Below are 23386 nucleotides of genomic sequence, written 5' to 3' on the forward strand. Positions count from 1 at the left end.
CGGTCGAAGTTGGAAGGAGATTACCGTGCGACGGCTCCTCACGTACCCAGGAACAAGTACCTGCTTCTCGCCGCGACAGTGGCGCTTGCGGTGGCCCTTTTGCAGCTTGCCCACCTGGCAGAGCTCCCCTTTGGCTCCTGGCTCTCAGGCGCGGGGGGGTCGGTGCTCTCGACCGCGTCACTGCTTGATTTCATGAGGAAGTACGGCTACATCAGCCTCTTCATGTTGATGGCCCTTGAGAGCGCCTCGACCCCGGTGCCGAGCGAGGTCGTCCTGCCCTTCGCGGGATACCTCGTCTCAGTGGGCGTTCTGGACTTCTGGCTGGCCCTGGCCGTGAGCACTTTGGCGAGCCTCACCGGCGCTCTGGTGGACTACTTCCTTGCGCTCTGGTTGGGGAGGCCCTTCGTCCTGAGGTTGCTGAAGGTGTTCGGGCTGGGGACCGGGTCGCTGGACCGGGCAGAGAGGTGGTTCGAAAGGTCGGGCCAGTGGACGGTCTTCGTGGCGAGGTTCGTGCCTGCGGTCAGGACCGTGATTTCGCTCCCAGCTGGGCTCTTCGAAATGCGCCTGAGGCCCTTCATCATCTTCACCGTGGCGGGATGTCTTGCCTGGGCGGCCATCCTGATCTACGCCGGCTCCTTGGCGGGTGCGTACTGGAACACAGCCTTCGCGTCTTCGTCGACTGTGATCGACGCCCTATCCGGGATCGTCGCAGTGATTGCAGCTGCCTACATCGCGTATTTTGTCTACGGAGCGAAGGGTTCGGGGCGGATGAAGACTAGGGCTCAGACATCGGTATCCTGATGCCCTTGGCCTTGGCAGTGCTGATGGCCTCGTCATAGCCCGCGTCCGCGTGCCGGGCGACACCTAGGCCGGGGTCGTTGGTGAGGGCCGTTTCGATCCTTTCGTCGGCTTCCTTCGTTCCGTCCGCGAGGACTGCCAGCCCGGCATGAATTGAGTAGCCGATCCCGACTCCACCGCCGTGGTGGACTGATACCCAGGAGGCTCCCGAGACTGCGTTGAGGAGGGCGTTCAGGATGGGCCAGTCGGCGATTGCGTCCGACCCGTCCTTCATCCCTTCTGTCTCTCTGTATGGCGAAGCGACCGAACCGGAGTCGAGGTGGTCGCGCCCGATCACGATGGGGGCAGATATGGAGCCGTCCCTGACCATCCCGTTGATTATCTTCCCGAACTTGGCACGCTCCCCATAGCCTAGCCAGCAGACCCTCGCTGGTAGGCCCTGGAACTGGACTTGGTCGTGCGCCTTCCTGATCCATCTGACAAGAGACTTGTTGTCGGAGAACTCCCTCATGACAGCCTCGTCGGTGGCGTAGATGTCCTCAGGCCTTCCGGACAGAGCAATCCAACGGAAGGGCCCCCGCCCTTCGCAGAAGAGAGGCCTGATGTACTCGGGGACGAACCCCGGAATCCTGAATGCGTCGTCGACTCCCGCATCCTTCGCCATCTTCCTGATGTTGTTGCCGTATTCGAACGCTATCGCTCCAGCTTGCTGGAAATCGAGGAGCGCTCTGACGTGCTTCGCAATCGAGGCCATTGAGCGCTTTTGGTAGGAATCCGGGTCGGACGAGCGGAGGTCGGCAGCCTCTTGGATGCTCAGTCCTTCTGGGATGTACCCCGAAAGAGGGTCGTGGGCTGCCGTCTGGTCGGTCACGACATCGGGCCTGAACCCTGTCTTGACTAGCTGTGGGAGTACCTCGGCCGAGTTGCCGAGGAGGGCTACGGAGAGGGGTTTCCCCTCTTTCGCAGCCTGTCGCGCGATCTGCACCGCCTCCACTGTGTCTTCGACCACCATGTCGCAGTATCCTTTGTCGAGCCGCCTCTGGATCGCCCTCCTGTCCACCTCGACCACGAGTGCGACTCCGTCGTTCATCGTCACGGCGAGGGGCTGAGCCCCTCCCATCTCCCCCAGACCGGAGGTCAGGACTATCCGTCCCTTCAACGAACCTCCGAAATGCTTCGTCGCCAGAGCCGCGAGCGTTTCATAGGTGCCCTGGAGGATTCCTTGGGTTCCGATGTACATCCAGCTCCCTGCGGTCATCTGGCCGAACATGGTCAGGCCTCTTTCCTCGAGCTCCCTGAAGTAGGCCCAGTCGGCCCACTTCGGGACGAGCATCGCGTTGGAGATCAGCACCCGCGGGGCCCTCTGGGCCGTCTTGAAGACTGCGACCGGTTTGCCCGACTGGATTATCAGCGTCTCGTCGTTCTGAAGGGTCTTCAAAGATTTCACTATGGCGTCGAAGGCGGGCCAGCTTCTGGCAGCCCTCCCGGTGCCCCCGTAGACGATCAGGTGCTCGGGGTCCTTGGCGACCTCGGGGTCGAGGTTGTTCATCAGCATCCTCAGCGCCGCTTCCTGGTGCCAGCTCTTGCAGGTGATATCATTCCCACGCGGAGCCCTGATTGAGTGCTTCTGCACGAAATTTCGGGGTCGTCTCTCGATTTAAGAGTTCAGTCGCGCGCGCAGTTTTTCCCGAGAAGCCTTATGACGAGTGGGAGGCCCGACGCCCACGGGGAGATTCGGGATTTGGCAGACCTGGCGCTGGTTCACGCAGGGGAGCTGGTCACCTGCGACGGGACCGGAGAGGAAGGACTGGGGATCGTGCAGGATGGCGCTCTCCTCTGCGACGGCGGCAGGGTAGTCTGGACAGGCACCACGAGAGAGCTTGGGCGCAGGCTCGTCGGGAAAGCGGTCAGGAGGGTTGATGCCCAGGGAGGCCTCGTAGCCCCCGGGTTCGTCGACCCCCACACGCATCTTGTCTTCGCAGGGAGCCGGGAGGATGAGCTGGAAAGGAAGGTCAAAGGAGAAAGTTACACCAGCATACTCAACAAGGGGGGAGGGATCCTGCGGACGATCAGAGAGACGCGGAGGGCGTCCGTCGCGTCGATAGCAAGCGAGTCGGCAGACCGCCTCGACCAGCTCCTGAGTAACGGGGTCACCACCGCCGAGGTCAAGACGGGCTACGGCCAGGACCTGAAGGGCGAGACGAAACTGCTGACAGCAATCGGGCGCCTCCGGAAGCGAAGCCCAGTTGAGCTGGTCTCAACCTTCTTGGGCCTGCATGCCACTCCCCCGGAGTTCGGGAAGGCGAAGGAGTACGTCGACCACGCCATCAGGAAGATGCTCCCGATGGTCGCCTCCATGAAAGAAAGGCCCTCGTTTTCGGATTGCTTCTGCGAGGAGGGGGTCTTCTCCGCCGGTGAATGTGAAAGGTACCTAAGGGCCTCGCGAGAACTAGGCTTCGCGTGCAAGATCCACGCAGATGAATTCAGCGACTCTGGGGGCGCGACGCTGGCGGCCAAGATGAAATGCGTCTCGGCGGACCACCTCGGGAGCAGCAGCGCCGAAGGAGCGATGATGATGGGGAAGGAGGGAGTCGTCGCTGTCCTTCTGCCGGCTACATCTCTCTACTCAGGCATCCGCTATGCCGATTCACGGAGATTGGCGGAAGCAGGCTGCAGAGTGGCTCTGGGGACCGACCTGAGCCCCAACTCCTGGGTCGAATCTCCACAGTTCGTCATGGGCCTAGCGTGCGCCGGACTGAGGATGACGCCCGCCGAGGCGCTGAAGGGGTTCACAGTCAACGCAGCCCTCGCCCTGGGGAGGCCTGACCTGGGGAGGTTGACGGTAGGAGCTCCGGCCGATTTCGTCCTCCATTCAATCGCAAGCTACGAGTTTCTTGCATACCGGGTTGGAGGTCACTACGTTCGAAGCGTCTACAAGGGGGGGCGCGAAGTGTACGCGTCGCCTGAAGTCTAGGGGAGCTTTCCGGCTCCTATTGCGGACGCCAGGTTCTCGATTTCGTCCGCCTGGGACCTGTCACCCCGGAGCAGTGGGGAGAGGCCCCTGACGACCGCGCAGACCTCCTTGGAGTGTTCCGAGACCCCTGTGTCGTCAGAGCCCAGGAGGTTGGAGGCACAGATCAGCTCGATCGCCAGTACCATCGCCACGTTGGATGCCACGGCAAGGGCCTTCATCCCGGCGTTGACCCCATGGCTCGCGTGGTCCTCGATGCCCCCCGAGACGCTGGCAGGGTAGGCAGATTGGGGATAGACCTGCTTGGCATTGTCGGCTGTCAGGGCGGTCGCAGTGTACTGAAGTATCATCAGCCCGGACTCCAGGCCGGGTTTCCCAGCCATGTACTTCGTCTCCGCAGGCGTCTTCGAAAGGAGGAGATTGATCCTCCCAAGCGAAATGACCCCGAGGTACGCTAGAGAAATCGATAGGAGGTCCAGCGCCATGGCTACGGGCTGGGCGTGGAAGTTCCCTCCGTGCAGCACCGCTCCGTCTTCGAGCAGGACGGGATTGTCTGAGACCGAATTCATCTCGTCGACCACCAGCCTCTCGGCGAAGCCGAGGGCGTCCTTGAGGGAACCGTGGACCTGGGGGGCGCACCTAATCGAATAGGGGTCCTGGGGGACAGGCCCGGCCCGAATCCTGAGGCTGTCCTTCAGGGACTGTCTGATGCGCTTCGCTACGTATTCCTGGCCCGGGTCCCTCTTCAGTCCTATCAGCCTCTCGTCGAAAGACTGAGAGCAGGCGCCCAGGACTTCGCTGGTCAGTGCCACGGAGCAGTTTGCTGCCTCGAGGAGGATGCCTCCCCTCTGGGTGACCACCGCGCCCAGGGCGGTGGTGAAGGCAGTCCCGTTGATCAGAGAAAGTCCTTCCTTCGCGTGTAGGATGATCGGCTTGAGCTTGGATGCGGCCAGCGCCTTCCTCGAGTCTGTCAGTCGGTGCCTGTGGTAGGCTCTTCCTTCACCGACCATCGTGAGGGCCATGTGGGCCGATGGGACGAGGTCCCCGCTGGCTCCGAGGGAACCGAACTCGGGGACCCGGGGGGTTACCCCTTTGTTCAGCATAGCAGCGATGAGCTCGGCGACTTCGGTCCTTACAGCGCTGTTTCCGTTGAGGAGGCTGTTGAGCCGGATGACCATCGCTGCCCGGACCACCTCCAGTGGCATTGGGTTCCCGACTCCGGCAGCGTGGCTTCTGATCAGGTTGAGCTGGAGTTCTTTGAGGTTCCCGAGGCGGACGGCCTTGTCGGAGAGGGACCCGAATCCCGTGTTCACCCCGTAGACGACCTCCCCCCTGCCCAGCTTATGGTCGAGCAGAGACCTGAACCTCTCCATGCGTCGGAGGCTGGAGACGCTGACCCTGACTGGGACGCCCCGTTCCGCGACGTCGATGGCCGATTCGAGAGTGAGAGACCGCCCATCCACTGTAACGACCATTGCTATGCACCCCCCCAGGCCTGACTAATAATCCTCGACATACGTTTAACTCGACTTCGACGTGGGACCAGAACGTTGAGGACGCAAGCGGAATACCCGGCCCCGAGGTACAGGGACCCGAAGGACAGGAGGCTGGTCCAGATCATCAAGCAGGCCCGAAGCAGCAGAGCGGGGGCGGTCAATCTCATGGGGGTCCCATTCGACGGGGCGGTCTTGGGCAGGAAGGGAGCCGCGGGCGGGCCTGCCGGGATAAGGCAGGCACTGTCGTCGTTCTCGAACTACAGCCTGGAACTTGGCTCGGACCTTTCTGGAGCGAAGGTCTTCGACCTCGGGGATGTCGTCACTTCGCAGGACGTCTTCGCCGCTCACACACAAATCGAGAAGGAGGTCGCAGAGGCGCTCGGAGGGGACTCCCTGCTGCTGGTGTTGGGTGGGGACAACAGCATCTCCCTGCCTTCCCTCAGGGCATTCGGCAAGAAGTTCGGGAAGGTCGGCCTCATAGTCGTCGATTCGCACTTCGACCTGAGGGGCGAGATCGGGGGGAAGCCGACGAGCGGTTCGAGCTATGGCCTCGCTGTCAGGACCGCGAAGGGGCTCGACCCGAGACGTTTCGCGGAGATTGGGATCCACGGGTTCTTGAATTCAAGGGAGTACGCGAGGGAGGCGGCGAAAAACGGGATGACGGTGTACACCGCGAGCGATGTTAGGCAGGAAGGTGCGACCGCGATTGCAAGAGATGCATATGGTGTGGCGAGCAAGGGATGCGAGGCGGTCTACCTGAGCATCGACCTTGATGCAGTGGACCTGGCATACGTGTCAGGGGTGAGCGCGCCGAGCGCAGGTGGAATCTCAGCTGCCGACCTCTTCGACATCGCCTACTACCTCGGGGGGAGGGACAAGGTCAGGTGCGCCGACCTGGTGGAGCTGGCTCCTCAATTGGACCCGAGCGGAAGGTCCCAGATCACTGCGGCGACAGCCCTTGTCTATCTGATGGCGGGATTCAGTTCGAGAGCATAGGCGACTGGGGGGCGCGGGCAGATCGATGCCAGAAACTCGACCTCAAGCTTAATCTGACTCAGATCGCGGGAACAGAATCGATGTCGGAAGCTCGCAGGTGCAGGCTCGGCGTCTCTTTCGGTCGGGAGTCAGAGCTCTATTCCTTTCCGGAGGGGAACCCGATGAACAGTTCGAGGACGACTTTGTTTGCCGACGCAATTGGCAGGCTTGCACAGAGCAGTGGTTCAGGGAAGCTCGACCTGGTCGAACCAATCCAGGCCAGCGAGAAGGACCTGACGACCTTCCACGCGCAGGAATACGTGGACTTCGTAAAGGCCTCCTCCAGGATGGGAGAAGGATACCTAGACTACGGCGACACCCCATCGTTCAAAGGGGTCTACGAGGCCTCGCTGTATCCAGTCGGGAACACTCTGAATGGACTGGACCTGATAATCAAAGGGAAGTTCGACCATTTCTTCAATCCGGTGGGAGGGCTGCACCACGCGCGAAAGGAAAGGGCGGGGGGGTTCTGCGTCTTCAATGACGTCGCGATAGCGATATCGAGGCTCTTGGAAATGGGAATGAAGCGGGTCGCCTACGTCGACATCGACGCCCACCACGGAGACGGTGTCTTCTACTCCTTCGAGTCCGACCCAAGGGTCGTAATAGGGGACGTTCACGAGGACGGCCGATTCCTCTATCCTGGGACAGGGAGCGCGGCGGAGACAGGAAGAGGAGACGGTGAAGGGACGAAGCTGAACATCCCGATGGCTCCGGGGTCTGGCGACGCTGAATTCATCGAATCCTTCGACAGGATAGCGAACTTCGTCAGAGGGTTTGAGCCGGAGTTCGTGCTCTTTCAGTGCGGGGCCGACTCGCTCCTGGGAGACCCTATCGCCCAGTTGAAGTACACACCCGTCTCTCACGCCTATGCGGCCAAGAAACTGCACGACATCGCCCACGAATTCTGCCAGGGAAGGATCCTGGCGATGGGAGGGGGCGGCTACAACCCACTCAACGTGTCGGGCGCCTGGACCGCGGTTGCTAAGGAACTCGCGGCCGTCTGAGGTTCGTGGGGATGGGGGAGAGTCGCATCGGACCTTAGTGCACAGCGGACTAGGCCATCATTGCGCCCACGGACCCCCATAGAGCCTTCTTGACCAAGATATACCACGCGAGAGGGAAGACTGCCAGGAAGAGCACGGAGACGGTCCCGAGGACGACCAACAGGAATCCGAGGACCGCGTAGAAGGAGCCCAGCTCGCTGATGGCCGCGTGCAACATCAGCCGAGACCGCTGCTCCGAGGGGCGCGGCGCGATAGTCCGGGCAGATCCGAACAGTGATATGACGAGAAATGGGACTCCCACCAGCAGCGTCCAGGCCGGGACCAAGGTTGCGAGGCCGACGAATGTCCCCGTCTGGCATCCTTTGATCGCCAGGGTCACTGCCCAAGCCTTCCTTGGTACGAAGAGCAGGCCTGATTCCTCTCTAGCGCCAATCGTCTTCATGAAGTTCATCCTGTCGGCGTGCAAGTCTTTCAAGCTCGTAGCCACGGCGTTCTGGAACAGACATTCGAAGAAGGCCAGCCCAGACACAAGAACGATCAAGGGTCCAAAGTGGCCGGCGACCGAGTAGTAGCTGAATGCGGCCAGGGGCGCGAAGGTCAGGGCGAAGAAGATGGGCGCGGACGCCCAACTCTTGCTGCTCCGGTTGTATATGATGCCCGAGGCGTAGCAGACCGCGAAGATTGACGCGCCTGTGACGGACCCGGAGATTAGGAGTGCGAAGGCCAGTCCGATCATGTGGAGCCCTAGCACCGCGCGCCTCGCCTGCGCCACGGGCATCGACCTACCGAGGGGGAAGACTTCCTTGTTGGGGTCTGCCAGATCTTGGGAAAGGTCCTGGAGGTTGTTGTCACCGAAGCCGGCCATGTGGAAGATGAGGCCGAAGAGCAGCCAGACTGCGGTTCCTGCTGAGAGGAGGCTCCCGCCGCCAATCAGGTATCCTAGGACCAGATAGGTCATTGGGGTCGACGCGGATTCGAGGCGGAAGAAGCGGAGGTATCCGGAAAGCGAGGGCAGGCTCCCTTTCATCCTGAGCCGCCTGGACGACGCCTCCATCCGATGAAGCTGCGTCCATGATTCGATTTAAGGGTGGGTCGGGCAGGTGGGTGCCAAGGGGCAATCGACGTTATTAGGCCAAGCGCGTGCCCTTGAGACGTGCTTGAGTCACCAGCAAGACGCTGGCAACTGAGCAGGCTCCCGTCTTCGATTCTTCTCGACGTCCTGCGCGACCCCCTTTCGTCCATGGTTCGAATCCAGCGGGAATTCGGAGACATGGCGGAGTTCAGGTTTGGGAGATACGTTGTCCTGGTCGTCTCGCACCCTGACCTCATCCGCGACGTCTTGGTGACGAAACACGCCAGCTTCGTCAAGAGCAGGTCGATGCAGTTCGGAAGGAAGCTCATGGGAAATGGCCTCCCTGCCTCCGAGGGCCTATTCCACAGGAATCAGAGGAAGGTCATCCAGCCTTCTTTCAATCACGAACGGATAGCGGAATACATGCGCGATGCTTCCTCCTACGCCGAGGAGGCCATATGCCAATGGCGGGAAGGCGCGCCCCTGGAGTTCAGGGGCGAAATGATGAGGCTCACGCTCGCGATAGCCGCGAAGGCACTGTTTGGCGCCGACCTTCGCGCCGAGAGCGGGAAGACACGCTCAATGCTCGTCGAATCGATGGAGCACTTCACTCTCCAGTATTACCTCCGCGTCTTCTACTTTGACCAGGACAGGAGCCCCTTCGCGGATTTCTTCGAGGCGCTGCCGTTCGGAGAGAACAGGCGATACAAGGCCGCGAGGCGCTTCCTGGACGACGCGATTGAGCGCTTGATATCCGAACGGAGAAGAGATGGGACTGAACACGGGGACCTCCTTTCGGTTTTGCTTCGGTCGCAGGACTTCATGGGAAGCGGGGCCTCGCTTCCCGACCAGCAGATTCACGACGAGTTGATGACCTTCCTCCTCGCCGCCCACGACACCACGGCCACCGCCATCACCTGGGCCGTCTACCTTCTCCTTGGTAACTCAGGTTCGTGGAGACGCGTGCAGCGGGAGGTCGACGACGCGACGCAGTCCGCTCCCGAGTATGTCGAGAGCGTGGTGGCAGAGTCGCTTAGGATGTATCCTCCGGCATGGATCATTGGGAGGCAAGTCGTTGACGAATGCGAAGTAGGAGGCCACAGAATAGAGAGAGGCACTACCGTGCTGATGAGCCAGTACGCAGTTCATCACGACCCCCGGTTCTTCCCCGACCCCTGGTCGTTCAATCCCGAAAGGTGGACCCGTGAGATGACTGCGGCCCTCCCGAAGTATGCCTATTTCCCGTTCGGAGGAGGGACCCGCGCGTGCATAGGCGAGGGCTTCGCGAAGGCCGCGGCTTCGCTTATCCTTGCCACCGTCGCATCAAAGTGGGACTTAGAACTGGCCGAGAAGCCGGCAGTCGTACCGCACGCGAGAGTGACCCTCCACCCGAAACATGGAATGGTGGTGGTGCCCCGGAAGAGAAAGTGAGGATGCCCAAGGTCTCCGATGAAACGGAGCATACAACGTTCATATCCAGCCAGCGGAGGCGCGGGGTGGGTGCGGTGGTCGTCTAGCCTGGTCTAGGACGGCAGCCTGCCACGCTGTCGACCCGGGAGACCCCAAAAAGGTCCGGGAATTCAAATCCCGGCCACCGCATCTGCGATTCGAGGGTGACAACTCTAGCCGATTCTAGTCCCAAGGGGCAGCACCCTGTCCAGCGAAAGGAGAGAGAGTTCCGTTTCGTTGTAGGCTGCGAGCAGCATGCATTCGGAGGCGACTCCGGCGACCGACTTGGGCAGGAGGTTGACCACGGCGACGACGACTTTGCCCATCAACTGTTCCTTCTGGTAGAAGTTCTTGATTCCGGCGACGCACTGTTTTGTCGTCCCCTCCCCGAAGTCGACAGTGAGTTTGTACATCGGGTTGCGCGCAGCGGGTATGTCGTCGACTGAGACGATCTTCCCCACCTTCAGCTCGACCTTCGCGAAGTCGTCGATGGAGATTGCCACGACTGCCTGCGGGCGTGGACTTCAGATAAGCCTTGAAAACAGAATGAGAAGAAGAGGATAACTAGTAGCGTCTAGACCGCCTCAGACTACGTGAAGCGGGCCGGTAGTCTAGTCTGGTAGGATACAGGCGAATCGTCCAGCCCCTTGGCAAAGGAATCCAGACTGGGGGAGGTCGGGGGTCCAAATCCCCCCCGGTCCACTACTGATGGGCCCCTGAATGAGTGTCCTGAGACTTCGGCAACCGTGCCACGATCCCGACCGCGACGAACAGCAGGATTCCCGATAGCACGAAGGTCGTGTAGAACCCGAGATAGACAGAGATGAAGCCGGAAACAAGGGAACCGCTCATGGCCGAGATCCCCACTACAGCAGAGTAGACCCCCAGGGCAGCGCCAGGGTTCTTGCGTTGGACGGTGTTGAACATCATCGTGTTCGAGGATGTATAGTAGACGGCAAAAGCGACGCCCGCAGCTATTGGGTAAATCACCAGCGCGGGAAGGATGAAGAGAGGGCCTGCGAAGAAGAGCGCGAGGGCGCCCAGCGCGACGTAGGACCAGCCCCTCAGCAGCAATCCCTGCGCCGAAGTGACTACCAGCGACCTCGAGCTGACGAAGCGCCCTGCTCCCCGGAAAGCCAGGGTCTGCACGCCCATGCCCGCGAGGATGACGGCGAAGACCTCCCCGTTTGAAAGCGAGAACTTGGACATCGCAGGCACGAATGAAGTGTTGAAGAGGCCGCTTGAGAGGTAGAAGAAGACTGTCGAGATGTAGAAGAGCGGGACGTAGCTCGTCAGGCTCGACCTGAGGCCCCTGAAGACCCTTCGGAAGTCGGACGCCCTGGGGACGGTGATGAAGAAGACCGGGAGGGCGAGCAGCCTGTTGAAGAAGCTGGGCCTCCTCAGGGCGACCGTCTCTCTTTCGAACTCGAACGAAGGCTCGGAGATCGTGGCGATGGCGAGCCCTGCGGAGACGAGGGTGGAAACCCCGAAGGGGACGGAAAGCAGGATCAGCGGGAGCTGCGCCGGCCAGAGGGTGCTGAGGATCAAGCCTGCGACGTTTCCGACGCTCGACATCATAGAGAGCTTCGCGAAGGCGCCCGCCCACTTTCCTTTCTCCTCGGTCTCCATTATCAGGAGGTTGAGCGGCGTGGCGGACGCCACCGAGACGAAAGAGAAGATCGAATACCGGGCTATAGTCCCTGCGGTCGTGCTGTCGAAGTAGAAGGAGAAGAGGACTACGGCCATCAGCGCATAGCTCACGGCGATAAGTGCACGTCTCTGGTGGAGCCTGTCGGTGGCAGAGCCCCAGAAGAGGGCGGCGGGTATGCTCACGCCGTTGAATATCGCGACAGCGAGGCTGCCGTAGAGCGTGCCGAGGGTATGACCGTTGATCTCGATGAGGTAGAGCTGGACCATGGTTCCCAGCGAGCCGGTGGCCAGCGAGACGGGAAAGACCGAATAGACCCAGGTGGTCCTTCGCTGTTTCGGCGGAGACTGGTCCATGAGACTCCCCTGGTCAGCCTCTGTTCATCTGCGTATCGGACGGCCGAGGTCTAGGCAAAGCTGAATTAGCGCTCGAATTGCCTCCCGACTGCTTGGTCCTCTCTGGAAAGAAGCTCGCCGTCTCTTTTCCCGATACTGTCCTCGAGGAGAAGGAGTCCCCCAGGGACAAGACTGTGAAGCTGGGTCTCATCGCCAGGGCCTGTTCCATCTACGGCGTAGACGTGATCGAAGTATTCCGAGATGAGAGGAAGCGCGGCGAAGGGAACTTCATCCGGAGAGTTCTCGAGTACCTGGAAACCCCTCAGTACCTGAGGAAGAGGCTGTTCCCCATAGACGAGTCGTTGAGATACGCAGGCCTGCTCCCTCCGCTGAGGATTCCATCCCACAGGCCGAGAGTCCCGGTGGAGAAACTGAACGTAGGTGACGTAAGGGAAGGGGTTACGAACCCGGATGGAACGGTAGACATTGGACTAGAGAGGAGCCCACACCTGGTCGGCAGGGAGAGGGCGAACAGAAGGGTGACGGTGAGGATTGCCTCGAAGACGCCCTTGACCGCGGAGTTGATGCCCCGGGACAGGGTGGGCGAATACTGGGGCTACACGGTCGAGAGCAAGGAGGCGGGAGAGGTCTTCTCCGACCAGCGCTTCGGACTCGGGATAGCGACGTCTAGGTTCGGCAACGGGCTCAAGGCCATCGCGCCGCGGCTTCGAGACTCGGTCAGGGATGCGGCTGGGGTGAAGCTCGTCTTCGGTTCGCCCTCCAGAGGGCTCTTCGACATCGTGGGTCCCGAGCTCTCGCGGAAGGCGAGCTTCGTCATCGACCTCTTCCCCGAGCAGAACGTTGAGACTGTGAGGACGGAAGAGGCGATACTCGTCGCTCTCAACCTCGTCAGCGTCCTTACAATCTGAGAAAGCTTAAGTGCGAACCGCAAAACGGGGTTCGGGAAAGGTTAACGTGAATTGGGCCATAGAAAGCATTCCGCACCGCGCAGAGGCAGTCTTGCCTACAGGCCTAGGGGACGCGCCAAGACCCTTGTCCCGAGAATAAGGACCTGGCCCAAGGTCCAAGGCGACAAGCCGACGATGCTGGGTTTCCCCGCTTTCAAGGCCGGGACCATGCACGTCATAACCGTGGACGACAGGGCGAAGACCCCTAACTTTGGCAAGCCGCTGTTCAACGTTTCCAGCGTACTCTCCCTTCCAGAGGTCGCGGTTGTGGGCCTCCGGCTCTACAGTCACGAAGACGGCGCCGACCTGCCAATCGCTGACGTGAAGTCTGCGGCTGAGGGTTCGGCTAAGATGCCTCTGGGCAAGGCGAAGAGGGTCACCGCGCTGGTGTCCACGGTCCCCCACGACGCAGGGCTGTCGCAGAAGCAGCCCATAGTCATGGAGGTGGGAGTCTCGGGAGCGGACGTGAAGTCCCAGGCGGACTACGTTCTGGGGCTGGTCGGGAAGAAGATCAAGTTCGCAGATGTCTTCAAGGCGGGGATGTACGTGGATGTTCTAGGGATAACGAAGGGCAAGGGGTTCGAAGGGGTTATCACCAGGTTCGGGGTAAAGAGGAAGCAGCACAAGTCCAGGAAAACCGTCAGGGAGGTCGGTGTAATCGGCCCGTGGCACCCGGCTGCGGTCATGTACACAGTCGCAAGAGCAGGCCAGATGGGCTTTCACCAGAGGACGGAGACAGGAAAGAGGATTCTGTTGACTGGGAACGCCAAGGAGAAGCCGATTACCCCTGCAGGGGGTTTCTTGCACTTCGGCGAAGTCCAGGGAGACTACGCAGTCCTGCGAGGGTCGGTTCCTGGTCCCGCCCGTAGGTTCGTCATGGTCAGGCAGAGCGTGAGGGGATTCCACAAGAACCTGAACCCGCCTCAGGTGGTCGAAGTCAGCACCATGGTGGGGAGATGAGATGGTGAAGACAGACGTGGTAGGTCTTGATGGGAAGGCTGCGGGGAAGGTCGACCTGCCGCAGGTCTTCGACACTCAGTTGAGGCCAGACCTGGTCAAGCGCGTCTTCTGGCTTGTAGGTTCGCATGGGCTCCAGCCCAAGGGCAGGGACCCCATGGCGGGCGAGAGGACGACGGCCGAGACCCACAGCCCTCCGACTGGGACTGGGCGCTCTAGGATACCAAGGGTGAAGGGGGAAAGGTACCCCAGGGGCGGAATGGCGGGCGGGGTTGCGAGCGTTGTCAAGGGAAGGCTTGCTCATCCTCCGAGGTCCGAGAAGGTAATCTATCTCGCAGTGAACAGGAGGGAAAGGCAGCTTGCAAGAGACTCGGCCATCGCCTACACAGGGGTTCTAGACGCGGTGAAAGCTCGAGGGCACAGGGTGAAGAAGATCACCCTTCCCCTGGTCGTCACCGACGACCTGGAGACCGTCGAGAAGACGTCTGAGTTGAAGAGCTTCCTCGGGAAGATTGAGCTGGACGCGGACCTCGAGAGGGTCGACGCAGGCATAAAGCGCAAGACTGGCAAGAGCAGGCTTCGGGGAAGGGTCTACCGGACGGGGGTGGGCCCGCTGATCGTGGTGACTAACGACAGGGGGGTTGGCAAGGCCGCGGGGGGGATACCCGGACTGGGAGTCGTCAGGGTCGAGAGCCTTAGCGTGCTTGACCTTGCTCCCGGAGGAGTGCCTGGGAGGCTAACGATTTGGACAGAATCTGCGCTGGGGACGTTGAGCGCGAGGGAGGTAGAGCTCGAAGTTGCGGCTTGAAGACGCACAGCGGATCCTGAAGCGGCCGTATGTGACTGAGAGGACCTTCGAACAGATTGAGAAGGAGAACAAGCTCTGCTTCCTGGTCGAAGACAAAGTGTCGAAACCTCAAATAGCGAGCGCGGTCGAGGCGCTCTACGAGGTCAAGGTCAAAGCTGTCAACACTGAAAGGACGATCAAGGGGAAGAAGGCTTTCGTGAGGTTGTTGGAGGATAACAAGGCAGCCGAGCTTGCGACCAAGCTGGGCCTGGTGTAGACTTTGGGAAAGAGGATTCTTCAGCGAAGACGCGGGAAGGCGGGCATCCAATTCAGGGCGCGGACGAGGGGGAAGATAGCGCCGGTGAGGTACCCGAAAATCGGGGTCGCGTCGGAGGGAACGGCGACGGTCACGGCGATTCTTGATGAAAGGGGGAGGAGCGCCCCCCTGGCGCAGGTACGACTCTCGAAGGACCAGTACACCTACCTGCCGGCTGTGGCTGGGCTCACCGTGGGGAGAGAGCTTGCAATCGGCTCGGCGGCCACGAACACCGCAGGGAACATCATGGCGCTTTCACAGATTACAGAAGGGACGCGCATCTGCAACATCGAGCTCAAGCCGGGGGACGGAGGGAAGATGGTAAGGGCGTCGGGGACCTCGGCGGTGCTCTTTTCGAAGGCGAACGGGAAGGCCATCCTGCGGCTCCCTTCTGGCAAGAACATGCTCATCGACGACAGGTGCAGGGCGACCATCGGGGAAATCGCGGGAGGCGGAAGGAAGGAGATGCCGTTCATGAGGGCGGGAGCCAGGCACCATGCGATGAGGGCAGCCGGAAGGGTGTACCCGCGGATGAGAGGCATCGCGATGGCAGTGGTCTACCACCCGTTCGGCGGAGGAAGGCACCAGCACCCCGGAAAGTCTACAAGCACATCGAGGAACGCACCACCAGGGAGAAAGGTAGGTCTGATAGCGCCCAGGATGACCGGACGGGGCAGAAGGGGCCGGACCAGCGCGGAGGTCAGGGAGTAGATGCCGAAGGAGTTCAGCTACAGAGGGAAGACCCTCGAGCAGCTCAGCGCCATGTCCACGGAGGCTCTTCTGGAACTGCTCCCTTCCAGGGCGAGGCGGTCCCTGAACAGGAGCGTCTCAGAGGAGAAGAGGAAGCTGCTGGAGGATGCGAGGGGCATCAAGGAAGGGAGGATTCAGGGGCAGATCAAGACCCACGCGAGGGACATGATCGTGCTCCCCACCATGGTCGGGCTGACCATAGGGGTCCACAACGGCAGAGAGTTCGTCCCCCTGGAGATAAAACCCGAGATGATTGGACGATATCTGGGTGAGTTCGTGATAACGAACAAGAAGGTCGTGCACGGGACGCCGGGCATAGGCGCGAGCCGCTCGAGTCTCTACGTCCCGCTGAAGTGATTTGTTCGACGGCGTTTCGTTCGTTCGAGCTGTCGTCTTTGCTGTAATCTTCGCAGGAATCGAGTACAGATACATCAACAGGGCAGAGGCCGAGTGGACCAAGAAGGTCGAGGGGTTCTTCGAGAAGCCCGCCTTCTGGGTGATCTCTCCCTATCAGGCCTACCTCCTCCTCCCCCTTTTCATTACCGCGGCCTTCACCTTCTCGATCACTGCCTGGGCGGGCAACACGTTCCTTGTGGCAGTGCTCGAGGACATGGTCTACTTCGCGTGGAGGGGTAAGATGGTGATGGAGGGGGAGTGGACGACGACCCTATTCGGGAGTTTCAGGATTGGCAGGTTCGTCATCCCGACCTGGTGGCCGCTGGACCTCCTGGTTGCGGCGGGACTCTATGCTCTCCGGTTCTAGCTGACTGTGGTCTGGGACTGGTCGCGGAGGAAGTTGAGCAGGTAGTGGGGCCCTCCAATCCCCCTTCCGGTCGCTCCGCTCGCGTTCCATCCAGTGAAGGACTGGGCCCCTGGCCACGCGCCGGTGGTCGAGCCGCCGCTCCTGTTGGCGTAGGTTACCCCGAACCGAATCCCGTCGAAGAACTTCTTGACCTCCCGCTTGTCCTTCGAGAAGATGCCGGCGGTCAGACCGTATTCGGTCGCGTTGGCCTTGGCTATGGCTTCGCCAATGGTGTCGAACTCGTCTACGACCACGAAGGGCATGAAGAGTTCGTCTCTGAGGAGCCTTGTCCCTGACGGAAGGCCGGAGACCACTGTTGGAGATACGTAGTACCCCCGTGACATTACCCCGCGTTTGATCACCTTTCCGCCGGTCAGGATCTTCCCCCCTGTCTTCTTCGCCTCGTTGACCGCCGACTCGAACCGTTCTACTGCGGACTCGTTGATGATCGGACCCATGTAGACTTGGCGCTCCCTCGGGTCGCCCACGGTCAGTGCTTCCACCCGGATCTTGAGGGCGGAAAGGAGCTCGTCCTTGATTCCCTTCTGGACGTAGAGGCGCGAGGTGGCGCTGCACTTCTGTCCTCCGTAGCCGAAGGCGGCCCTCACCGTGCCCTCCACCGCTTTGGAGATGTCGGCCTTGGCCGAGACAATCGTGGGGTTCTTGCTCCCCATTTCAAGCAGGATGGGCTTCGGGTAGGGCTGGCCGGTCAGGAATCTCCTGTAGAGGCGCATGCCGACGTCTCTGGACCCGGTGAACGCGATGCCTGCGACGTCTGGGTTGGTGACGAACTCGTCCTCAAAGTTAGCGCCGGGCCCTGTTACGTAGTTTACGGCACCCTTGGAGACGCCCGCGTCCCTGAAGGCTTCATAGAGCATGAGACCCGTCAGCGGGGCTTCGCTGGTGGGCTTTAGTATGATGGAGTTGCCGGTTATCAGGGCCCCAAGGGCCATGCCGCCTGCGAGCATGAAAGGGAAGTTGAATGGGGAGATGACCGGCCATACGCCGAAGGGCTTGCCGAAGACGAGCGTGTGTTCCCCGGGGCCTCCGGGGCCCATCTTCGTCGTGTACCCCTTCTCATCGCGCATCACCTTCGCGTAGTACTTGACCGCGTCGACCGCCTCCCAGGCCTCCGCGAGGGCCTCGAGCCTGTTCTTCCCCACTTCGTAGGTGATGGCGACCGCCAGGTCGAACTTCCTCTCGTCGACGAGCTTTGCGAATCTTTCCATCGCTCTGACTCGTTCCTGCCAGGGCTTCGAACTCCAGGCGGCGAACCCGGACTTCGCTGCTTCAATCGCCATGTTTGCGTGGACCCTGGTGCCGACCTGGAACTTTCCGACGATGATTGAGGTATCGATAGGGCTGCGGTGCTCGAACTCCCCAGCGTCGGACCAGACGGCCTTCGAACCGATGTGCATCGGGTGGCGCTGGCCGAGCTTGGGCGCGAATCCCTTCAGGGCGGCCTCGAACTTGGGGTGCACCGTTTCATCTGCGAATAGGGTGGTGTAGGTGACCTTAGGGGCAACCTTCTTGGTCATCGAAACCGCGCGACCCTCTGCGCTACTTAATGTTTGTTAGCTCAGTGAGACGAGGGCCGCTCTCACGAGTGAAGGCCTCGCCGGATGCCGAGGAGAACTCGGATGCTACCGCTTCCTTGACGGCCGCGTAGTCGGCCCTCTTCCCGATGACCTTCTCCATCGAGGTCATGGTGGTCGGGTCGAGTCCGCAGGGGCGTATCAGCTCGAAGTACGACATGTCGGTGTTGACGTTCAACGCAAACCCATGGTAGGTCACCCAGTTGGTGACTGCAACGCCGATGGAAGCGAGCTTCCTTCCGCCCACCCAGACCCCCGGGTGCCCCTCGAGCCTCTCCCCTTCGACGCCGAACCTTCCCACTGCTTTGATCAGAGCACCTTCGAGGGTCCGCACGTGGCGGCGTACGTCGTGGTCTTCGAGGCGCATAATGGGGTAGCCGACGAGCTGGCCGGGGCCGTGGTAGGTTGCGTCCCCTCCCCTTTCGACCCGGAAGACGGGGACTGCCTGGGGCTTGAAGTTCTCCGGGGTTGTCTTCCGTCCTAGGGTGATGACGTGGTCGTGCTCGACGAGCATCAGGACGTCGGGGATGTCGCCCGAGGCCCGCATGGCAGCGAGTCTGCGCTGGAGGTCCAGGGCGGACCCGTATTCCATCCTGCCGAGGTCGAGGAGGGTCCCGGTCATGTCCTCAGCTGGTGGATCGGCCTGCCAGCCGCAGATTCGGACGCTTCCATCAACGCTTCGGGGAGGGTCGGGTGTGGATGGATGGTCAGGGCGATGTCCTCCACCGTCGCGCCCATCTCCATCGCCAGCGCGGCTTCGCTGATGAGGTTCGAAGCGTCGGCGCCGACTATCTGGACCCCCAGGACGAGGCCGTCGTCGGCCTTGGAGACGATCTTGACGAACCCCTCAGGTTCCCCGGCGGAGAGCGCCCTCCCGAGGGCTGCGAACTGGAACCTTGTCCGCTTCACGTTGAAGCCAGCCTCCACCGCCTTGGCCTCGGTGAGCCCTGCGCTTGCCACTTCGGGGTCGCAGAAGACAGCCTCGGGGATGACCTTCCAGTCCGCTGCGCTTGGGAGGCCGGCGATGCACTCGGCCGCGACGATGCCCTCCTTGGACGCCTTGTGCGCCAGTAGCGGAGGGCCCCTTATGTCCCCTATGGCATAGACGCCGGGCACGTTGGTCTGCATCCTGTTGTCGGTCTGAATGAAGCCCCTGGCGTCGACCTGTACGCCCATGGTCTGAAGGCCCATCTTCTCGGTGTTCGGCTTCCGGCCGACGCTGACTAGGACCCTGTCCACTTCGAGAGAGACCTTGCCTTCAGGCGTAGACACGTCGACCTTTGCGACCGCGCCGCTCTTGTCGATCCTGTCGACTTTGGACTTCAGATAGACCTTCGCCCCCTTTCCTTCCAGTTTCCGATGGACGACCCTGACAACTTCTGGGTCGCTTCCGGGCATGAGCTGGTCCATGACCTCGACGATTGTAATGGCGCTCCCCAGCTTCTGGAACATCGACGCGAATTCGAGCCCGATGGCGCCGCCTCCGACAATAAGCATCCTCTTCGGGGCGTTGGTCAGCTCGAGGCCCTCCTTCGAGCCGATGACGAGGGAGCCGTCGAACTCCAGCCCAGGGAGCTGGACGGTCCTGGTCCCCGTAGCTATGACTAGGTTCTTGGTCGTGATCTCCTCCTTGCCGTCCGGCTTTGTCACAATCACCCTGTCCTTTGCTACTACCTCCGCTTCCCCCAGGATTATCGTGGCGTGGTTCCCCTTCAGGAGACCCTCGACCCCGCTCACGAGTTTGGCGACGACTTCGGACTTCCACTTCTGCATCTGGGCGAAGTCGATGGTGAGCCCCGAGGCCTTCAGGCCGAACTTCTCGGCTTCCTTCACCTTGTCGTAGAGCTTGGAGACTGTGATCAGGGACTTCGAAGGGATGCAGCCGTAGTTCAGGCACTCGCCCCCGAGCCTGTCGGCCTCCACGATGACGGTCCTGAGACCGAGTTGGGCCGCCCTTATGGCACAGACGTATCCTCCGGGGCCGCCTCCGATTACTGTCACGTCAGCTTCGAGCATGAGGAATCCTTGGGAGATTTGCTCCGTCTTACTGGCTTAAACATTGCTGAGAGGGTGGGCTCTCAGAGGACTTCTGCCAGGAGCTTCTTTGTGTCCTGGATCGTCTCAATGACCCTGCTGGTGAACCGAGCAGCGTAGGCTCCGTCCAGCACCCTGTGGTCGAAGGTCAGAGAAAGGTAGGAGATGTCCCTGATTTCCACTCTTCCGTCGCGGACGACAGGGCGCTTCACTATCTTGTGCAGGCCGAGGATCGCGACCTCTGGCAGGTTGATTATCGGAGTAGCGAAGAGCCCTCCGATTGCCCCGACGTTGGTGATTGTGAATGTGGAGCCGCGCACTTCGTCAAGGGTCAGCTGTCCCTTCCTCGCTTTGTCGGCGAGCCTTTCGATCTCCCCGGCGAGTTCGAACATGTCCTTGGTGTCCGCGTCCTTGACGACGGGGACGACCAGGCCCTGTTCGGTGTCGGTTGCGATTCCGATGTTGTAGTACTTCTTCAGGATGATGTTGCCGCTCGCTTCGTCCAGGGATGAGTTGAGGAAGGGGAACTCCTTGAGGGCCGGGACCAGGGCCTTGATAATGAACGGGAGGTAGGTGAGGTGGACCTTCCTCTTCTCTGCGCTCCCCTTGAAAGCCTCTCGGAGAAGGACGAGCTCAGTCATGTCGGCCTCGTCGACGTGGGTCACCTGGGCTGCAGTCTCCTTCGACTTCACCATCCTTTCAGCGATCGTCTTTCGGATCCCCCGGAGAGGGACGAGCTCTTCTCTTGCGCCTGCTGTGGATTGGACGGCGACGGACCCAGGCCCGGGCCTGGGGCCCGGAGCGGCCCTGCGCAGGTCGTCGTCTGTTACCCTGCCCTGGGGGCCGGACCCCCTGACGGAGGAGATGTCGACGCCGAGCTCGCGCGCGAGCCTCCTGGTGGCGGGTGTGGCTAGAATGCCAGAGGAAATCTGAGCCGGAGGCGCCTGCTGGGATGGGACTGGTTCTTTCGGGGCAGGAGCTTGGGACGGAGGAGCGGGCTGGGAGGCCCCGAGGCTTCCGTCATCGATCACCATTATCGTCTGCCCTACTTTTGCGACGTCCCCCTCTTTGACCAGTATCTGGGAGACTCTGCCGCTCCGAGGGGCAGGAATCTGGACGTTGACCTTGTCGGTCATGATTTCGACCAGAGGCTGGTCTTCCTTGACCTGGTCGCCTTCCTTGACCATCCACTTCAGGATCTCCCCCTCGGCCACGCCTTCCCCGATGTCAGGCAACGAGAAATTGTAGACCAATTCCGGATTCGAAACTCCGCAGCTCCACTGCTCTTTTAGCGTTTTCCGCCCCGTCTAATAGCCGACCAGTTCGGCGGCAGCCTTCACAATCCTTTCCTTGTTCGGGATGTAGTGGTCCTCCATCTTCGCGAGAGGGACGACGGTGTCGAAGCCTGTGACCCGCTTTATTGGCGCCTTCAGGGAGTCCAGGGCCCGGTCCGCGACCGTGGCTGCGATCTCGGCTCCGATTCCAAGGGTCCTCGGCGCCTCGTGGACTATGACCAGCCGGCCGGTCTTCTGCACCGACCTGATTATCGTTGGAAAGTCGAGAGGCGAGATGGTGCGGAGGTCGATTACTTCTGCTGAGATCGAGTGCTCGGCTTTGAGCGCGTCAGCGGCTCCTATGGTCGGGACCATCATGGCTCCGTAGGAGACGAGGGTGACGTCGGTCCCTTCCCTTACGACCTTCGCCTTGCCGAGTGGGATCGAGTACTCCTCTTCGGGGACCTCCATCTTGGGAGAGTCGTAGAGCCGCTTTGGCTCCATGAAGATGACTGGGTTGGGCTCGCGCAGGGCCGAAGACAGGAGTCCCTTGGCGTCGTATGGGTTGGATGGGATGACCACCTTGAGCCCCGGGGTGTGCGCGTAGTATGCCTCTGGGGAATCCGAGTGGTGCTCCGGCGCCCTGATCCCCGCACCATAGGGGAAGCGGATTACTCCTCGGGGCGCGTACCTTCCCCTGGTCCTGTTCCTCATCCTTGCGACGTGGCTGAATATCTGGTCGAACGCAGGGAGGGAAAAGCCTTCGAACTGGAATTCAGCGACCGGGACCATCCCTCCTATGGACAGGCCGACGAACATCCCGGCGATTCCCAGCTCCGCGAGGGGGGTGTCGAAGACCCTGTCGGGGCCGAATTCGTCCTGAAGGCCGCGGGTCACCTGGAAGACCCCTCCGTTTTCGCCCACGTCCTCCCCGAAAACGACGACCCTCTTGTCGCGCTTGAGGCCTTCGCGGAGGGCCATGTTGACTGCGTTCCTGATGTTGACCCCCGGCCTCCCGCCTGTGGTGGTGGGTTCGACCCCAGGGCTCTGCTCCTGGGGCGGGGGTCCCCCGAAGGCCTCAGCCTTCTCTTCTAGGAGCGCGGGGGTGGGCGTGGAGTACATGTAATCGAATATCGTCGACGGGTCGAGGGGAGGAATCGCACGGTACGCGGCGACCGCGTCGCTCATCCTCTTCTGGGCAGACTGGGCGACTGCTTCGACGCTCGCGTCGTCGAGGATACCCCTCGAGCGCAGGTACTTCTCGAACCTCGTTATCGGACTGCGCTTCTCCCATTCGGCTACCTCCTCCGGGGCCTTCAGCTTGTTCGATACGAGCTCCGCGGTCGTGTGAGGGCCGAGTCGATAGGTCGAGAACTCGATCAGCGTCGGCCCGCCCCCTCTTCTTCCCTTCTCCACCGCATATCTCGTCGCCTCGTAGGAAGCGATGGCGTCGTTTCCGTCCACTAGGATCCCCTCGAACCCGTAGGCGACCGCCTTCTGGGCGATGGTCAACGAGGCTGTCTGCTGGTCTCGCTTGACAGAGATCGCCCACTGGTTGTTCTCGACCGCGAAGACTACGGGTAGGTCGTAGATCCCCGCGAAGTTGAGCGACTCGTGGAAGTCTCCCTTGGAGGTCCCCCCGTCCCCGACACAGGCGAGGGTCACGGACCTTTCCCCCTGGAGCCACCTCGCCATCGCCAGCCCCACGGCATGAGGGAGCTGGGTCGCGACCGGGACTGCGAGCGGTAGCATGTTGAGATTCTCAGGGATCTGCATGCCTCTCTCGTCGCCGCCCCAGTACTGCAATACCTGGGAGGCGGGCATCCCGAAGGCGAGCATCCCGGCGGCGTCTCTGTACATCGGGACGTACCAGTCCCCCTTGTCCAGGGCGTTGATGAAGCCGACCTGGGCGCCCTCCTGTCCTTTTCCGGGCGCGTAGGTGCCGATCTCCCGGAGTGTTGAGAGGTTGCTTGCCTTTTCGTCAAAGACCCGCCCGAAGATCATCTGCTCGTACATCCTTCTGAGTGCTTCGGGACTGAGGTTGGGCTCCTTTCCCTTCAAGATACCTTCCGAGGTCAACCTCTGGTAGAGC

At 61.3% G+C, this 23386-nt stretch carries 22 protein-coding genes, 2 tRNA genes and 1 pseudogene; 14 read left to right on the forward strand and 11 right to left on the reverse strand.

What is annotated here, in order from left to right:
- The first annotated feature begins 9 nt into the window (after positions 1-9).
- Positions 10-801, forward strand: a complete 792-nt coding sequence (locus OK438_02805; protein ID MDA4124370.1) for a DedA family protein — start codon at positions 10-12, stop codon at positions 799-801.
- Here the strand turns inward: OK438_02805 and hutU are convergent.
- Positions 776-2431 (reverse strand): urocanate hydratase, encoded by a 1656-nt coding sequence (hutU, locus tag OK438_02810; protein ID MDA4124371.1) that lies wholly within the window; start codon positions 2429-2431, stop codon positions 776-778. The two genes, OK438_02805 and hutU, sit on opposite strands and share 26 nt — an antisense overlap.
- A 108-nt stretch (positions 2432-2539) precedes the next feature.
- On the opposite strand from hutU, the gene hutI reads away from it, so the two are divergent.
- Positions 2540-3772, forward strand: coding sequence for an imidazolonepropionase (gene hutI, locus OK438_02815; GenBank protein ID MDA4124372.1), 1233 nt, complete (start codon positions 2540-2542; stop codon positions 3770-3772).
- On the opposite strand, the gene OK438_02820 is transcribed toward hutI, so the two are convergent.
- On the reverse strand, positions 3769-5244 hold the full coding sequence (locus tag OK438_02820; protein MDA4124373.1) for an aromatic amino acid ammonia-lyase: 1476 nt from the start codon (positions 5242-5244) through the stop codon (positions 3769-3771). The genes hutI and OK438_02820 overlap by 4 nt on opposite strands.
- 75 nt (positions 5245-5319) lie before the next feature.
- Here OK438_02820 and OK438_02825 point away from each other — a divergent pair, with 75 nt between their 5' ends.
- Entirely contained in the window at positions 5320-6261 is a 942-nt protein-coding gene (locus tag OK438_02825) for an agmatinase family protein (protein ID MDA4124374.1), read from the forward strand.
- An 80-nt stretch (positions 6262-6341) separates the two neighbouring features.
- Positions 6342-7307: an acetoin utilization protein AcuC gene (locus OK438_02830; GenBank protein MDA4124375.1), complete on the forward strand. Its 966-nt coding sequence runs from the start codon at positions 6342-6344 to the stop codon at positions 7305-7307.
- A 49-nt stretch (positions 7308-7356) separates the two neighbouring features.
- Here OK438_02830 and OK438_02835 read toward each other — a convergent pair whose 3' ends face one another.
- A complete protein-coding gene (locus tag OK438_02835; protein MDA4124376.1) occupies positions 7357-8361 on the reverse strand; it encodes a UbiA family prenyltransferase in 1005 nt (334 codons plus the stop codon).
- Between the two features lie 99 nt (positions 8362-8460).
- Here OK438_02835 and OK438_02840 point away from each other — a divergent pair, with 99 nt between their 5' ends.
- Positions 8461-9810: a cytochrome P450 gene (locus OK438_02840; GenBank protein MDA4124377.1), complete on the forward strand. Its 1350-nt coding sequence runs from the start codon at positions 8461-8463 to the stop codon at positions 9808-9810.
- A gap of 71 nt (positions 9811-9881) precedes the next feature.
- Positions 9882-9978 (forward strand) — tRNA-Gly (locus tag OK438_02845).
- 23 nt (positions 9979-10001) lie between these two features.
- Here the strand turns inward: OK438_02845 and OK438_02850 are convergent.
- Positions 10002-10331, reverse strand: coding sequence for a tRNA-binding protein (locus tag OK438_02850; protein ID MDA4124378.1), 330 nt, complete (start codon positions 10329-10331; stop codon positions 10002-10004).
- A gap of 97 nt (positions 10332-10428) precedes the next feature.
- On the opposite strand from OK438_02850, the gene OK438_02855 reads away from it, so the two are divergent.
- Positions 10429-10530: transfer RNA gene (locus tag OK438_02855), tRNA-Ala, on the forward strand.
- Here OK438_02855 and OK438_02860 read toward each other — a convergent pair.
- On the reverse strand, positions 10531-11832 hold the full coding sequence (locus tag OK438_02860; protein MDA4124379.1) for an MFS transporter: 1302 nt from the start codon (positions 11830-11832) through the stop codon (positions 10531-10533). It lies immediately after the preceding tRNA gene.
- A 92-nt stretch (positions 11833-11924) separates the two neighbouring features.
- On the opposite strand from OK438_02860, the gene OK438_02865 reads away from it, so the two are divergent.
- From OK438_02865 to OK438_02895, 7 genes are read left to right on the forward strand one after another with little or no spacing between them, the layout of a single operon-like run.
- On the forward strand, positions 11925-12740 hold the full coding sequence (locus OK438_02865) for an RNA methyltransferase (GenBank protein ID MDA4124380.1): 816 nt from the start codon (positions 11925-11927) through the stop codon (positions 12738-12740).
- A gap of 51 nt (positions 12741-12791) precedes the next feature.
- On the forward strand, positions 12792-13739 hold the full coding sequence (gene rplC / locus OK438_02870) for a 50S ribosomal protein L3 (GenBank protein MDA4124381.1): 948 nt from the start codon (positions 12792-12794) through the stop codon (positions 13737-13739).
- A gap of 1 nt (position 13740) precedes the next feature.
- Positions 13741-14544: a 50S ribosomal protein L4 gene (gene rpl4p, locus OK438_02875; GenBank protein MDA4124382.1), complete on the forward strand. Its 804-nt coding sequence runs from the start codon at positions 13741-13743 to the stop codon at positions 14542-14544.
- Positions 14534-14800, forward strand: coding sequence for a 50S ribosomal protein L23 (locus OK438_02880; GenBank protein MDA4124383.1), 267 nt, complete (start codon positions 14534-14536; stop codon positions 14798-14800). Before rpl4p ends, OK438_02880 begins: the two co-directional genes overlap by 11 nt.
- Before the next feature lie 3 nt (positions 14801-14803).
- A complete protein-coding gene (locus OK438_02885) occupies positions 14804-15550 on the forward strand; it encodes a 50S ribosomal protein L2 (protein MDA4124384.1) in 747 nt (248 codons plus the stop codon).
- A complete protein-coding gene (locus OK438_02890; protein MDA4124385.1) occupies positions 15551-15946 on the forward strand; it encodes a 30S ribosomal protein S19 in 396 nt (131 codons plus the stop codon). It abuts the gene before it with no gap.
- 1 nt (position 15947) lies between these two features.
- Positions 15948-16352, forward strand: a complete 405-nt coding sequence (locus OK438_02895; protein ID MDA4124386.1) for a hypothetical protein — start codon at positions 15948-15950, stop codon at positions 16350-16352.
- Here OK438_02895 and OK438_02900 read toward each other — a convergent pair.
- The 6 genes and pseudogenes from OK438_02900 to OK438_02925 form a co-directional block, all read right to left on the reverse strand.
- Positions 16349-17929 (reverse strand): aldehyde dehydrogenase family protein, encoded by a 1581-nt coding sequence (locus tag OK438_02900; protein ID MDA4124387.1) that lies wholly within the window; start codon positions 17927-17929, stop codon positions 16349-16351. The two genes, OK438_02895 and OK438_02900, sit on opposite strands and share 4 nt — an antisense overlap.
- A 22-nt stretch (positions 17930-17951) precedes the next feature.
- Positions 17952-18608 (reverse strand): lipoyl(octanoyl) transferase LipB, encoded by a 657-nt coding sequence (lipB, locus tag OK438_02905; protein ID MDA4124388.1) that lies wholly within the window; start codon positions 18606-18608, stop codon positions 17952-17954.
- Positions 18605-20002, reverse strand: a complete 1398-nt coding sequence (gene lpdA / locus OK438_02910) for a dihydrolipoyl dehydrogenase (GenBank protein ID MDA4124389.1) — start codon at positions 20000-20002, stop codon at positions 18605-18607. The genes lipB and lpdA overlap by 4 nt, the downstream gene beginning before the upstream one ends.
- A 62-nt stretch (positions 20003-20064) precedes the next feature.
- Positions 20065-21273 carry a 2-oxo acid dehydrogenase subunit E2 gene (locus tag OK438_02915; GenBank protein MDA4124390.1) on the reverse strand — a complete coding sequence of 403 codons (1209 nt, stop codon included), beginning with the start codon at positions 21271-21273 and terminating at the stop codon, positions 20065-20067.
- A 54-nt stretch (positions 21274-21327) separates the two neighbouring features.
- The gene (locus tag OK438_02920; GenBank protein ID MDA4124391.1) at positions 21328-22416 is read right to left on the reverse strand and encodes an alpha-ketoacid dehydrogenase subunit beta; all 1089 of its coding nucleotides are present in this window, start codon (positions 22414-22416) and stop codon (positions 21328-21330) included.
- 48 nt (positions 22417-22464) lie between these two features.
- Positions 22465-23298: pseudogene (locus OK438_02925) on the reverse strand (thiamine pyrophosphate-dependent enzyme).
- Between the last annotated feature and the right edge of the window lie 88 nt (positions 23299-23386).

The organism is Nitrososphaerota archaeon (genome assembly GCA_027887005.1).
Lineage (GTDB): Archaea > Thermoproteota > Nitrososphaeria > Nitrososphaerales > Gagatemarchaeaceae > UBA183.